The organism is Umezawaea sp. Da 62-37, assembly GCF_032460545.1.
GTDB lineage: Bacteria > Actinomycetota > Actinomycetes > Mycobacteriales > Pseudonocardiaceae > Umezawaea.
In genome coordinates this window covers 3,434,834-3,448,389 of record NZ_CP135965.1, presented here as the reverse complement: position 1 = coordinate 3,448,389, position 13,556 = coordinate 3,434,834, and the positions used below count along the sequence as shown (strand labels likewise).

Here is a 13,556-nt window from a genome sequence, read left to right as displayed (position 1 = left end):
CGAAGATGGCCGACCTGCGCTCGCGCAACCAGCGGCTGCTGATCTTCACCGACCACGCTGCCGACGGCCGCGAGAGCTCCGGCGTGCAGTACCAGCGGGACTGGACCGTGGAGAACTACTGGTCGATGGGCTCGGCCGCGGGCACGTCGGACTGGTCCTGCTACAGCCGCTGGTCCGACATCCCGCTGACCCGCACCGAAGGCGCGTTCCGGCCGCTGTTCGTGATGAACCACTTCCGCGACGTCCCGATGAGCGGCGCGGTCACCACGGACAACGCCAAGCTGCTCGACCGCGCGCAGCGGTTCTGCGAGCCCGCGGCGCGCAAGAAGCCGACGTTCCTCGCCGTCGACCTCTACCACCTGGGCAACCCGAAGGGCGCGGTCGCCACCCTGAACACCTACCGCTACTGAAGCAGCCCTGGGCGCGGCAGCGCGCAGCCCGGCGCGGACAGCACGAGCCCGCTGTCCGCGCCGAGGCACGGCACGGCGGTGTAGGTCTGCTGGCCGTAGGCGGCCCCAGGGCGGACCACCACCGCGCCGGACTCGTCGACCTCGCACGGGTTGTCCTTGGTGCAGCGCTTGCCGCTCTCGTTGCGCGTGTTGTTGACGCCGACGACCTTGCCGCTGCTCGCGTCCACGATCGGCGACCCGGATGTGCCGCCGATGGTGTCGCACAGGTCCGTGTACCGGATCGAGTCGAGCCACATCCACTTGCCCTCGCGCAGGCGGTGGGCGAACCCGTCGATCCCGCAGGAGTACAGCCGCTTCCAGTAGCCGGACACGACCCGGATCTCCGCGTGCGCCGCCGGCCGCCGCGGCGACAGCTCCAGCGCCTTGCCGCCCATGGCCTCGACCTGCGCGTAGTTCTGGTCGAGCCGGTAGAGCGACAGGTCGGTGTCGGTCATCGTGGCGTAGACGAGCCTGGTGGCGCGCAGGGTGCCGAGCGTGCTCCTGCCGTCCGGGGCGACCAGGGTGAACGTCCGGTCGCTCGGCTGGTCGACCAGGACCTCGCCCGCGGCCATGGACTTGGCGCAGTGGCCGTTGGACATCACCAGCGCCGGGGCCGTCGGGTTCGCCGCGGCCGTCCGCACGACCGCGCCCGAGCAGTTGTCGAGCGCCACCGTGCCGGTGAAGTCGACACCGGTCGTGGCGGTCGCGGGTGCGGTCGGGGCGGTCAGGAGGAGAACGGCGCCGACGAGGGCGCCCAGCGAGCGGTTGGCCATGATCGCATCCAACCAGCAGCGCGCTGCGCCGAACGGCCGACTCGCTACCCCCGATAGGCGGACAGTCCGGTGAGCGCCTGGCCGATGGCGAGCGCGTGGATCTCCGAGGTGCCCTCGTAGGTGAGCACGGACTCCAGGTTGTTGGCGTGCCGCAGCGGCGAGTACTCCAGCGAGATCCCGTTCGCGCCGAGGATCGTGCGGCTCTCGCGGGCGACGGTGATGGCCGCCTCGACGTTGTTGAGCTTGCCCGCGCTGATCTGCTCGGGCCTGATCCGCCCCGCCTCCTTCAGCCCGGCCAGGTGCAGGGCGAGCAGCATCGCGTTCGACACGGCCAGGGTCATCGACGCGAGCTTGCGCTGGGTCAGCTGGAACCCGGCGATCGGGCGGTCGAACTGGACGCGGGCGCCCGCGTAGTCCAGGGCCACCTCGACGCAGTCGCGCGCCGCGCCGACGGCGCCGAACACGATGCCGAACCTGGCCTCGTTGAGGCAGGACAGGGGAGCGCCGAGGCTGGTCGCGCCGGGCAGCCGCGCGCTGTCGGGCAGCCGAACGCCCTCCAGGACCAGTTCCGAGGTGACCGAGGCGCGCATGGACAGCTTCCGGCCGATGTCGCGGGTCGAGAACCCCGGCGTGCCGCGGGGGACGAGGAAGCCGCGCACGCCCTCGTCGGTGTTCGCCCACACCGTCGCGACGTCGGCCCACCCGCCGTTGGTGATCCACATCTTGGTGCCGTCGAGGATCCAGTCGCCGCCGTCGCGCACAGCCCGCGTCCGCATGCCCGAGGGGTTGCTGCCGAAGTCCGGTTCGGTCAGGCCGAAGCAGCCGATCGCCTCGCCCGCCGCGAGCCTCGGCAGCCACTCCAGCTTCTGCTCCTCGGAGCCGTAGCGGTGGATGGAGAACATCGACAGCGAGCCCTGCACCGACACGAAGCTGCGGATCCCGCTGTCCACCGCCTCCAGTTCCAGGCAGGCCAGGCCGTACGCGGTGGCGCTCGTCCCGGCGCACCCGTAGCCCTCCAGGTGCATGCCGAGCACACCGAGCTTCCCCAGCTCACGGGCGAACTCGCGGGGCAGGGCGCCCGCCTCGAACCAGTCCGCCACGTGCGGCCGGGCTTGCTCGGCCAGGAACCCGGCGACGGTGGCCTGGATGTCCCGGTCCTCCTCGCCCAGCAGCGACGGGATGTCCAGCAGTTCCAGCGGATCGCGCACTTCTCACTCCTGGTCGAGCCTCGGTGGCGGCAACCGGTAGGTCACCGGGGTTCGGGACAGCCGGATCGGGTTCGACACCAGGTCGAGGCCGTCGACGGTCGTGGTGGGCTCCAGGCCCAGGGTCGCGGCCAGCTCGAACGCGCCCGCGAGGTCGTTCACCGGCCCGCACGGCACGCCCAGCGGGGTGAGCACCTCGAACCAGTGCCGCGCGGACCCGGTGCGCAGCCGGGGTTCCAGCAGCGCCAGCAGTTCGTCCACGTGCGCGACCCGCCGCTCGTTCGTGGTGAACCGCGGGTCGGTGGCGAGTTCCGGGACGTCGAGCACGGAGCAGAGCCGCGCGAACTGGCGGTCGTTGCCCACGGCGAGCACCATCGGCCGGTCCGCGGTCCCGACCAGCTGGTACGGCGCGATCGACGGGTGCCGGTTGCCCATGATGCCGGGCACGACGCCCGCGAGCGCGTAGCCGGCGCTCTGGTTCACCATGCTGGACAGCAGCACCGACAGCAGGTCCACCTCGACGTGCTGGCCCTCGCCGGTCGCGTCGCGGTGCCGCAGCGCGGCCAGGATGCCGACGGCGGCGTGCAGCCCGGTCAGCACGTCCACCAGCGCCACCCCGGCCTTCACGGGTTCGCCGGGCCGGGCGCCGGTCATGCTCATCAGCCCGCCGACGGCCTGCACGAGCAGGTCGTAGCCGGGCAGGTCGCTGCCGCGGCCCGCGCCGAAGCCGGTGACCGAGCAGTAGACCAGTCCGGGGTGGACGGTGCTCAGGTCGTCGTGGCCGAGCCCGAACCTCGACATCGTGCCCGGCCGGAAGTTCTCCACCAGCACGTCGGCGCCCAGCACGATCTCGCGCGCCCGGCGCAGGCCGTCCGGCGTCGACATGTCCAGCGTGGTGGACGTCTTGTTCCGGTTCACCGACAGGAAGTACGTGGCCTCGCCGCGGGCGTGCGGCGGGCCCCACGAGCGGGTCTCGTCGCCGCGCGGGTGCTCGATCTTGACCACCTCGGCGCCGAGGTCGGCCAGCATCATCGTCGCGTACGGCGCGGCCAGCACCCGGCCGAAGTCCGCGATCACGACACCGTCCAGCGCGCTCACGTGACCTGGCCCTTCGCCCGCATCGCGGCCAACACCCGCTCCTGCGCCAGCGACCGCGCGACCTCGTGCGTGGTCACCCCGCGCTCGCCCGCCTCGCGCACCACCAGCGCCGCGTTGCCCCGCAGCTTCTCCGACACCGCCGCCATCACCTTCGCCACCTCGACCGGGAACGGCGAGTAGCGCGCGTCCATGCCGAACGCCGCCGCGACGACCCCGCCCGCGTTGGCGATGAAGTCCGGCACGACCGTGATCCCGCGCGCGGCCAGCACGTCCTGCGCGGCGGGGGTGGTCGGCAGGTTCGCGCCCTCGACGACCATGGCCGTGTCGACCCGGCCCGCCCAGTCCTTGTCGATCACGTCCTGGGTCGCCGCGGGCACCAGGACGTCGCACGCCACCAGCAGTTCCGACCCCAGCGGCCGCACCCGGCCGTACTCCGTGACCGCGTTCTCACCGACCTCCGCGCGCAACGCCAGCAGCCGCGCCACGTCCAGCCCGTCCGGGTCGTGCAGGGCGCCGTTCACCGACGACACCGCCACCACGACCGCGCCCAGCTCGGCGAACCGGCGGGCGGCCGCGGCGCCGACCGCGCCGAACCCCTGGATCGAGATCCGCTTGCCCCGCAACGAATCCGACAGCTCGTCGGCCACCTCGGCGACGCCGAACCCGGTCACGCCCAGCTCGTCGTAGGGCAGTCCGCCCAGCGACGCGGGCGCGCCCATCATCGCGCCGCGGTCACCCAGCTCGTCCTGCACGATCGCCGCGTCGCGCTCGGTCAGCCCCATGTCCAGCCCCAGCACGTACTCGCGCGGCACCTCGTTGGACAGCGCCCGCGCGAACGCCCGCAGCGCCCGCTCCTTGTCCGGTGAGGCGGGGTCGAACACGATGCCCGCCTTGGCGCCGCCGAAGAACAGGTCGACCGCCGCCCACTTCCAGGTCATCACGCGGGCCAGCCGGGCGATCTCCCCGGTGCTCACGTCCGGCCCCATCCGGGTGCCGCCCTTGCCCATGCCGCGGGCGGTGTTGTCGATGACCAGCACGCCCTTCATCCCGGAACGCCGGTCCGACACGGTGACGACCTTCTCGGGTCCCCACTCGTCGATGAGCTGAAGGAGATCGGTCAACGGGCACCTCAGACGGTGTTGAGTTCGGGGCGGTGGTCGTTGGAGGCGAATCTAGCGGCATCCAAAGTGGACACGTCGACCACGGGTTCGCGGCCGAGGTAGAGGTCCCGCACCACCTCGCCGACCGCGGGCCCCTGGAGGAAGCCGTGGCCGGAGAAGCCGGTGGCGTAGAGGAACCGGCCGGCCTTGGATCCGCCGGGCGCTTCGCCGATGAGCGCGTTGCGGTCCGGTGTCTCCTCGTACAGCCCGGCCCACCCGGTGGTGAGGCCGACATCGAGCAGGCCGGGGGCGCGCGCCCCGATCGCCGCGGCCAGTCCGGGCAGCCACGCGTCGGACCGGTCGAGGTGGAATCCGGGCTCCTGCGCCGGGTCCGACATGCCCATCAGCAGGCCGCGGCCCTCGCGGTGGAAGTAGAACGAGGACGAGAAGTCGATGGTGAACGGCACCACCGGCGCCAGGTCGGGCATCGGCTCGGTGAACACGACCTGGCGGCGCAGCGGCGTGACGTCGAGGTCGACGCCGACGAACCCGCCGACCCGCCGCGACCACGCGCCCGCCGCGCAGACCACCGCGGACGTCCGGATCACCCCGCGGTTCGTCACGACGGCGGTGATCTCCCCGCCGGAGGACTCGATGTCGAGCACCTCGGTGCGCGTGCGCAGGTCCGCGCCCAGCCGCCGGGCCGCGGTCGCGTAGCCCAGCACCACGGACTCCGGCGTGCAGTGGCCGTCGTCGGGGGAGTAGGTCGCGGCGAGCAGCCCCCCGGTGGAGATCAACGGGGACAGCGCCTCGGCCTCGGCCACGTCGATCATCCGACTGGGCACGCCCAGTCCGTTCTGCAGCACCACGTTCCGCTCGGCGGCGGCCACGTCCTCCGGTGTCGACAGCAGGAACAGGTACCCGACGCGGTGCAGGTCGATCTCCTGCCCCGGCCGTTCCCCGAACCGCCCGAACGCCTCCAGGCTGCGCGCGCCGAGCCGGATGTTGACCTCGTCGGAGAACTGCGCCCGCACCCCGCCCGCCGCCTTGCACGTGGACCCGGACCCCAGCTCGTCCCGCTCCACCAGCACCACGTTCCGCACACCGGCCTCGGCGAGGTGGAAGGCGGTGCTCACGCCCACCACCCCGCCGCCGATGACGACGACCTCAGCCGAGTCGGAAGTCAAGGTCGGCCTCGATCACGGCGGTGTCCATCTGCGCCTTCTGCAGCGAACCCGAGTAGTCCCAGTTCATCGACTGCCAGCGGGTGAACTGGTCGAGCACCCAGATCCCGGACTGGCGGCTGCCGTTGCCGGACTTGCCGTTCCCGCCGAACGGCAGGTGCGCCTCGGCGCCGGACGTGGAGTTGTTCACGCTGACCATGCCCGCGCCGATGCCCGAGCGGAACCGGAACACCTTGTTCGGGTCGGTCGTGTAGATCGCGCAGGACAGCCCGTAGCCGGGCAGGTTGCCGAGGTCGATGGCCTCGTCCAGGTCGCGGTAGGTGGTGACGCCGACGACAGGCCCGAACGACTCCTCCAGGAACAGCCCGTCCTCCGGCCGCACGCCGTCGACGATCGTCGGGTGGTAGTACAGGCCGTGCTCGGCCTCGCCGTGGAAACCCTTGCGGGGGTTGTCCTTCGTGATCCGCCCGACGCCGGTGGACCCGTGCACGACGTGGTGCTCCTGGATCGTGTCCAGGATCCGCTCGAAGTGCGCGGCGAACTTCTTGTCCAGCAGCGGCCCGAACAGGACGTCGCCGGTCGGGTCGCCGACCACCGCGTTCTCCGTCGCCACGACGAAGCGGCGCAGGAACTCCGCGTGCACCGACTCGTGCACGATGGCGGTGCCGAGCGAGGTGCAGCGCTGCCCGGCCGAGCCGAACCCGGCGAACAGCGCGCCGCGCACGGCCAGGTCGAGGTCCGCGTCCTCGGTCACCACCATCGGGTTCTTGCCGCCCAGTTCCAGGCACGGGCTCTGCAGGTGCCGCCCGCACAGCTCGCCGATCCGCCTGCCGACCGCGGTCGACCCGGTGAACCCGACCTTGTGGACCAGACCGGCCTCCAACGCCAGGTCGAGGCCCTTGAACGTCTCCTCGCCGTCGGCGAAGACGATGTTCAGCACGCCCTCGGGCAGCCCGGCGCTGGTGAAGATGTCGTAGAACGCCCTGGCGCTCGCGGCGGAGTACTCGGCGGGCTTCCACACCACCGCGTTGCCGCACAGCAGCGCGGGGACGATGTACCAGGACGGCACGGCCACCGGGAAGTTGCCCGCGGTGATGATCGCCGCGACGCCGACCGGCGTGCGGAACGTGAACAGCTGCTTGTCCGGCATCTCCGACGGCACGGTCTGCCCGTAGAGCCTGCGGCCCTCGCCGAGGAAGAACGCGCAGGTGTCGACGATCTCCTGCACCTCGCCGCGCGCCTCCGCGATCGGCTTGCCGATCTCACGGGTCACCAACCGGGCGAGCGCCTCGGCGTTGGCCTCGACGAGCCTGCCGATGTTGCCGATGACCTGCCCGCGCACCGGCGACGGCACCGCGGCCCACGCCCGCTGCGCCCGCCGGGCCTTGCGGGCGGTGTCCACGAACGCCTCGGCCGGTTGCAGCTCGACCTCGAGGACCAGGTCGTTCACGTCGATCGGACTCGTGGAGGCGTATGCGGGTGGCATGACCCCAGAGTGCTGCCGGGAGGGGTGGTTGCCAAGCCTTCGCAGGGCGAAACACCCCACCGTCGAGCATAAGGTGGGCTGGTGCTCAACCCGGTGCACCTGCGGACCATGGTCGAGGTGGTCGACGCGGGCTCGTTCGCCGCCGCCGCGAGGACCCTCGGCTACACCGCGTCGGCGGTGTCGCAGCAGATCTCGGCGTTCGAGCGGGCGGTGGGCGTGGAGCTGTTCGAGCGCGGGGCGCACAGCATCCGCCCGACCGCCGCGGCGCTGTTCATCGCCGAACGCGGCGGCGAGCTGCTGGCCGCGTTCGACGGGTTCGAGCAGGAGGTCCAGGCGCTGGTGACCGGGCGGCGCGGCCGGATCCGGCTGGGCACGTTCCCCACGGCGAGCGCCCGCGTCGTGCCGCACGCGGTGGCCCGGCTGACCCGCGAACGCCCGGAGGCGGAGATCCGGCTCGACGAGGCCGAGCCGGACGACGTGCTGCCGCTGGTGCTGGCGGGCGACCTGGACGTGGCGCTCGTCTACGCCTACGACCTGGTGCCGCGGACGTGGCCGGAGGACCTCACCGTGCTGCCGCTGCTCGACGAGGCGCTGCTGGTGCTGCTCCCCGACGGGCACCCGGCGGCCCGCCACCAGACCGTGCGGCCGGACGACCTGCGCGACGCCCGGTGGATCTCCAGCCGGGACGGCACGGCGGGGTCGACGTGCCTGACCCGGCTGTGCGCGGCGGGCGGGTTCACGCCGCGGATCACGTTCCGCAGCAACGACTACGGCGTCGTGCAGGCGCTTGTCCGGGCGGGTGTCGGCGTGGCGCTGGTGCCCGCGCTGGGGTACGAGCCGCAGGACGGCGCGCAGGCGCGGCCGCTGCGCGGGACGGCGTTGCGGCGGCACGTGTCGGCCGTGCACCGGACCGCGAACACCAACCCGCTGCTGCGCGACGCGCTGGACGCGGTGGTGGCGGCGTGCGCGCTCGTCGAGGGGGAGTACCTGACGCGTGCGTGAGCGGGGGTGCCTGGAGGTTCGACACGGGGTGTCTGGGGGTTCGACTCGCGGTTATTCGCGGCGGTACCAGCGGGGGGAGGTGGTGGGTGGGGGCTTGAGGCGGGCGCGGACCACGAGCACGTTGGGGCCGTCGGCCGCGACGAACTCGGCCAGCCGCGCGCCGAACACCGGGCCGAACCCGTCGACGGCCATCGCGGGCACGCCGAAGCTCATCGCCAGCGCGACGAAGTCCGGCGTGCGCAGGTCGACGCCGGTGGTCGGGTGGCCCGCGACCTCCTGGTCGTAGCGCAGCATCCCGTAGCCGCCGTCGTCGACGATCACCACGGTGACCGGCAGCCGTTCCTGCGCGGCCGTGGCGAGGTCACCGCAGGCGAACAGGAACCCGCCGTCGCCGCACACCGCGATCGTCCGGCCCGCGACGGCCGCTCCCAGCGCGGCCGGGAAGCCGAAGCCGAGCGTGCCCCAGCCGACCGGGTAGGACAGGCCCCGCGGCCGGGCGACGCGGTGGAACCCGCCGACCCAGTACCCGGCGACGCACATGTCGGCGACCAGCGTCGCGGACACGCCCTCCAGCGCGGACAACAGGTACGCGGCCTGCAGGTCCTCGTCGAGCACGGTCCGGCGCACCTCCGCGTTGACCGTGCCGACGGGGTCGGTGAACTCGCGCTCGGGCACCCGAGCGGCCAGTTCCCCGACCACCTGCCGGGCGTCGCCGACCAGCACCGCGTCCGCCGGGTAGTTCTTGGTGGCGTCGGCCGCGTCCACGGTGACGCACAACAGCTTCGGGGGCCGCGGCATGGCCCAGTTCTGGGTCGACATGCCGTCGAAGTCGGTGCCGACCGCGATCACCAGGTCGGCGGTGTCCCACAGCGCGCCCACCTCCGGCACGTGCGCCGGACCGTGCACGGCGCACGGGTGGTCCAGCGGCAGCAGGCCGCGCGCGGCGTACGTGGTGATCACCGGGGCCGAGATCCGGCGGGCCAGCTCGCCGACCGCGTCGCCCGCGCCGGCGCGCTGGGCCCCGCCGCCCGCCCAGACCAACGGCCGCTCGGCGGTGGCGATCAGCGCGAGCGCTTCGGTGAGGTCGGGTGCCTCGACGGCCGGCGTGGGCCGCTGCTCGGCCCCGGCGGCGTCGGCGGTCAGGAAGTCCGTCGGCACGCCCAGGTAGACCGGACCCTGCGGAGCCGCGAGCGCGGTGCCGACCGCCTGGTGCGCCCGCGCGGCGAGCTCGTCGGCCGACCCGACCGTCCAGCCGTCCTTCACCACCGGCAGGAACATCGCGCGCTGGTCGCGGGTCTCGTGCAGCACGCCCCGGTACACGTCCGGACGGCGCAGCGAGGACGGGATGTCGGTGGCGACCACCAGCACCGGCGACCCGGACGCCCACGCCTCGCCGACCGCGCCCAACGTGTTCGCCGCACCGGGACCGGTGGTCACGATCGCCACGCCGAGTCGCCCGGTCGTGCGGGCGTACCCGTCGGCCGCGTAGGCCGCCGTCTGCTCGTGCCGCACCCCGATCATCCGGATGCCGCTGCTCCGCAGGGCCTCCCAGATCGCCAGGTTGTGCACGCCGGGCAGGCCGAAGACGACCTCCACGTCGTGCGCGGCGAGCACTTCGAGCAGCCGTTCGGCACCGGAGGTCATGGTCCCGACGGTAAGCAGCGCTGGTCAGCAGGGCAACGCGCGGTAAGCGGATGTGGGGGTCAGGACCGCGCGGCCAGGGGCTGGCACCTCGACCGCGCCCCGCCCCACCAGCCACGTCACCGTGGCCGCGGTGTCCTCCAGCCGTTCCAGCGGATCGTGCGCGCGCAGCACCGCCAGCACGTCGGTCAGCGGCCGCCCGTCCAGTTCGCGCCACAACCGCAGCGCCCGCCCGTCCAGTTCGACGTCCCGACCGGGCCCGATCAGCGCCCACCCCGCCCTCAACCGGACCGGTGTGAAGTAGGGGCTGCGCCGCGGCCCCGCCCCGCCGGTCCGTTCAGGGGGACCGGGCAGCTCCCGCAACGGCCCGTCCCAGCCTTCGAGCGCGCACCAGGCCAACAGCAGTCCCGCCACCCGCAACCGCTCCTCGACCACCTCGCGCGACAGCCCGCCCGCCTTCGTGAGCAGCCTCGACACCAGGTCGCACCACGGCGCCGTCACCCGCTCGCGGCTCAGCCGCCGCACCAGCGGCCGCGCCTGCGACCGCTCTGAGCCCGCTGCGGCCAGCACCGCCTCGCACGCCGACTCCAGCGCCTCGGTCGACGTGATGTCCGCGCTCACGTCGTCCCCCGCGGCCCACACGTCCACCGCTCGCGCCGTGCATTCGGCCCCGTGGTGGAGCACCGCGATCCTGCGCACCTCCGTCACCAGGTCGGTCATGCGTCCTCCACGGACGGGAGGTCGATCCGGTTCGGTCGTTCGCGGAAATCGTTCGCCGACGTTGGTATGGTGGTGATCGGCGTGCGTGAGCAGACGTGAGGCTGGAGCCACTCCCCGGCAACCGGGTGGCAGATCCGCCGCGGGGTAGAGGTACCCCTGCTCACTGGTAGACCACCAACACCAGTCGACGCACGTGCGCGCGTCCTACTTCGCCGAGCCGGGCGGCGTGAGCGGGAGCCCGACGTGTCACGCACATCCCTCACCGACCAGCTGGTCGACCTCCGCCGCGTCCACACCGGCGAAAACCTCACCCAGGCCGTCCCGGCCGTCAAAGCGGCACTGGTGGACCTCACCGCCGACGACCGCGACCACATCGTCAACGCCCTGCGCGGCCGCGCGGAACTCCCCCTACCCCTGCGCGAGGCCCTGCTCCCGCCCGCGCCCACAACCGCCCAGCGAGAACTCGAGGCCGCACTGTTCCGCGTCGCCTCCGACGCCGCCTCCCACCTGCAACTCCGCCCACCCGCCAGCATGCTCCGCCCAGCCCACGCCTTCCGCGCGGTCGAGCCCTTCGACGTACCCCGCCTCCACCTGACCGCCCACGCCCTCGGCCCCGTCCTCTACGAACTGCTGCCCCGCCTGGAAGACGACTGGGTCGCCGGCATGGCCGGCCTCCGCACCACCCACCACCCGCGCGCCGTGGAACTCACCACGCTCGACTCCGACGCCCGCGTCATCCTGGCCGGCATCGACCCGACCGCCTGGGACCTCGGCATGGCCTACGTCCACCAACTGCTCGCCGACCGCGCCCTCGACTCGGTCTTCGCCTCCGGCCCCCTCACCAAGGCCGAACAGGACCACCTGGCAGCACACGGCCGCACCCCCGGCCCCGCACCAATCGGCAGCGCCCTCCTCCGCAGAACCAACCTCTTCAGCAAGGCTTCCTGGCTCCGCTCCTGGTCACAGGGCCAGCAGTGGTGGCTCGAATGGCCGGAAAGCCTGGGCCTGGGCCTCTCCCGAGTAGCCGACCAACTGAAGAACAACGTCTTCGGCCTACCCAACGCCACCGAAGCCCCCAGCACCACCGGCGGCCTAAGCCTCGCCATCGGCCCCGACCTGCTGTTCCTCCGCGAAATCAACGGCCCCGACTCCTCCAACGAGGAAGCACTAGCCGCCTTCGACTGGCCCGCAGGCGTCACCGGCTGGTCCGCCATCATGTAACCAACACAAACGTTCCATTCGACGCGGTCGGCGCAGCCGCCCCCTCGCACCCGGCGCGGAGCGCCCGCCGCCCTGCCGACGCGCAGCGAGGTGCCCTAAACCGGCACCGCCGACACAAGCGAAGCCAGACCTCCCCCTGCCCCCGATACACAGCGCCCTCCTGCCACACCCCCATTTGTCAAGGCATCTTTCCCGCCTTGACAAATGGGGGTGTGACATTGAGACAATCGCGCACCGGGGGCCGGGCTTCGCTCCCTAAACCCATCCCCGCACGCCACTCACAGGCACCGCAGACACCCCGAACCAAGCCAAACCAGAGGTCCCCCAACCGGAAGTCCCCCAAACCGAACAGTACCCACGAGGTCCGACAATTCCCGGCACACAACCCCCAACCCCCACCCAAACCCACCCCCCCGACCCAGACCCCCAACACCAACCCCCGTCCACAATGGACCCACCCACCCCACCCCCCACCCCTTCCCACCTGTTCACCCACACGCAACCTCACCTCGTGTCCGCCATCACGACGTTTTGCGACGATGACCTCCATCGGCGTCGGTAGACTGCCGTTCGACCAGCCGCGACCGCGTCCGGTCAGGCAAGACCGTCAGGAGGACCCCGGTGACCCAACCGGCCGAGGCCCATCCCGCGCCGCGCCGCGTGCTCGTCGCGGAGGACGAGGCGCTGATCCGACTTGATCTCGTCGAGATGCTCCGCGAGGAGGGCTACGAGGTCGCCGGTGAGGCCGCCGACGGTGACGAGGCGATCAAGCTCGCCACCGAACTGCGCCCGGACCTGGTGATCCTCGACGTCAAGATGCCCAAGGTCGACGGCATCGAGGCGGCGTCCGTCATCGCGGGCAACCGGATCTCCGCGGTGGTGATACTGACCGCCTTCAGCCAGCGCGAACTCGTCGAGCGGGCCCGTGACGCCGGCGCCATGGCGTACCTGGTGAAGCCCTTCGCGAAGCGCGACCTGGTGCCCGCGATCGAGCTGGCGATGAGCCGGTTCTCCGAACTGCAAGCCCTGGAGACCGAGGTCGCCGGGCTGACCGAACGGCTGGAGACGCGCAAGGTCGTGGAGCGCGCCAAGGGCCTGCTGATGAGCAAGCAGAACCTGTCGGAGCCGGAAGCGTTCCGCTGGGTGCAGCGCACCGCGATGGACCGCCGCACGACCATGAAGGCCGTCGCCGAAGCCGTCATCGAGAACTTCGGCTGACCCCCAGGCCACCGGCCACGACTCGAACCGCACCGCGGACGTCCACCGACGCCGCGGTGCGAGCCGTCCCCGCGAAGCGGGCAGGCTCACCGCCGCGCAGGCTCACCGCCGCGCAGGCTCACCGCCGCGCAGGCTCACCGCCGCGCAGGCTCACCGCCGCGCAGGCTCACCGCCGCGCAGGCTCACCGCCGCGCAGGCTCACCGCCGCGCAGGCTCACCGCCGCGCAGGCTCACCGCCGCGCAGGCTCACCGCCGCGCAGGCTCACCGCCGCGCAGGCTCACCGCCGCGCAGGCTCACCGCCGCGCAGGCTCACCGCCGCGCAGGCTCACCGCCGCGCAGGCTCACCGCCGCGCAGGCTCACCGCCGCGCAGGCTCACCGCCGCGCAGGCTCACCGCCGGGCGGACGCAACAACCAAGCGCCCATCCGTACAGGGTCACCCCCACCAGGTCACCCCCCC

General features: G+C 72.5%; 12 protein-coding genes. 4 read left to right on the top strand and 8 right to left on the bottom strand.

Going from position 1 to position 13,556, the window contains the following annotated elements; translation table 11 throughout:
• Positions 1–5: 5 nt before the first annotated feature.
• Complete coding sequence (locus RM788_RS15110; protein ID WP_315932303.1) at positions 6–410, top strand: PI-PLC domain-containing protein; 405 nt, start codon at positions 6–8, stop codon at positions 408–410.
• Here the strand turns inward: RM788_RS15110 and RM788_RS15105 are convergent.
• Genes RM788_RS15105 through RM788_RS15080 form a run of 6 tightly spaced genes read right to left on the bottom strand, consistent with a single transcriptional unit; the run spans position 404 to position 7,295 of the window.
• Positions 404–1,222 carry a S1 family peptidase gene (locus tag RM788_RS15105; RefSeq protein WP_315932302.1) on the bottom strand — a complete coding sequence of 273 codons (819 nt, stop codon included), beginning with the start codon at positions 1,220–1,222 and terminating at the stop codon, positions 404–406. The two genes, RM788_RS15110 and RM788_RS15105, sit on opposite strands and share 7 nt — an antisense overlap.
• 44 nt (positions 1,223–1,266) lie before the next feature.
• Positions 1,267–2,430: an acyl-CoA dehydrogenase family protein gene (locus RM788_RS15100; protein WP_315932301.1), complete on the bottom strand. Its 1,164-nt coding sequence runs from the start codon at positions 2,428–2,430 to the stop codon at positions 1,267–1,269.
• A gap of 3 nt (positions 2,431–2,433) precedes the next feature.
• Positions 2,434–3,525 (bottom strand): CaiB/BaiF CoA transferase family protein, encoded by a 1,092-nt coding sequence (locus RM788_RS15095; protein WP_315932300.1) that lies wholly within the window; start codon positions 3,523–3,525, stop codon positions 2,434–2,436.
• A complete protein-coding gene (locus tag RM788_RS15090) occupies positions 3,522–4,646 on the bottom strand; it encodes a Glu/Leu/Phe/Val family dehydrogenase (protein ID WP_315932299.1) in 1,125 nt (374 codons plus the stop codon). Before RM788_RS15090 ends, RM788_RS15095 begins: the two co-directional genes overlap by 4 nt.
• Before the next feature lie 8 nt (positions 4,647–4,654).
• Positions 4,655–5,812, bottom strand: coding sequence for an NAD(P)/FAD-dependent oxidoreductase (locus tag RM788_RS15085; RefSeq protein ID WP_315932298.1), 1,158 nt, complete (start codon positions 5,810–5,812; stop codon positions 4,655–4,657).
• Positions 5,793–7,295 (bottom strand): aldehyde dehydrogenase family protein, encoded by a 1,503-nt coding sequence (locus RM788_RS15080; protein ID WP_315932297.1) that lies wholly within the window; start codon positions 7,293–7,295, stop codon positions 5,793–5,795. Before RM788_RS15080 ends, RM788_RS15085 begins: the two co-directional genes overlap by 20 nt.
• Before the next feature lie 81 nt (positions 7,296–7,376).
• On the opposite strand from RM788_RS15080, the gene RM788_RS15075 reads away from it, so the two are divergent.
• A complete protein-coding gene (locus RM788_RS15075) occupies positions 7,377–8,297 on the top strand; it encodes a LysR family transcriptional regulator (protein WP_315932296.1) in 921 nt (306 codons plus the stop codon).
• 51 nt (positions 8,298–8,348) lie between these two features.
• On the opposite strand, the gene RM788_RS15070 is transcribed toward RM788_RS15075, so the two are convergent.
• Positions 8,349–9,941 (bottom strand): thiamine pyrophosphate-binding protein, encoded by a 1,593-nt coding sequence (locus tag RM788_RS15070; protein ID WP_315932295.1) that lies wholly within the window; start codon positions 9,939–9,941, stop codon positions 8,349–8,351.
• A 24-nt stretch (positions 9,942–9,965) separates the two neighbouring features.
• On the bottom strand, positions 9,966–10,658 hold the full coding sequence (locus RM788_RS15065) for a hypothetical protein (RefSeq protein ID WP_315932294.1): 693 nt from the start codon (positions 10,656–10,658) through the stop codon (positions 9,966–9,968).
• Positions 10,659–10,901: 243 nt separating this feature from the next.
• On the opposite strand from RM788_RS15065, the gene RM788_RS15060 reads away from it, so the two are divergent.
• A complete protein-coding gene (locus RM788_RS15060) occupies positions 10,902–11,879 on the top strand; it encodes a hypothetical protein (RefSeq protein ID WP_315932293.1) in 978 nt (325 codons plus the stop codon).
• Between the two features lie 621 nt (positions 11,880–12,500).
• Complete coding sequence (locus tag RM788_RS15055; protein ID WP_106188236.1) at positions 12,501–13,097, top strand: ANTAR domain-containing response regulator; 597 nt, start codon at positions 12,501–12,503, stop codon at positions 13,095–13,097.
• The last annotated feature ends 459 nt before the right edge of the window (positions 13,098–13,556 follow it).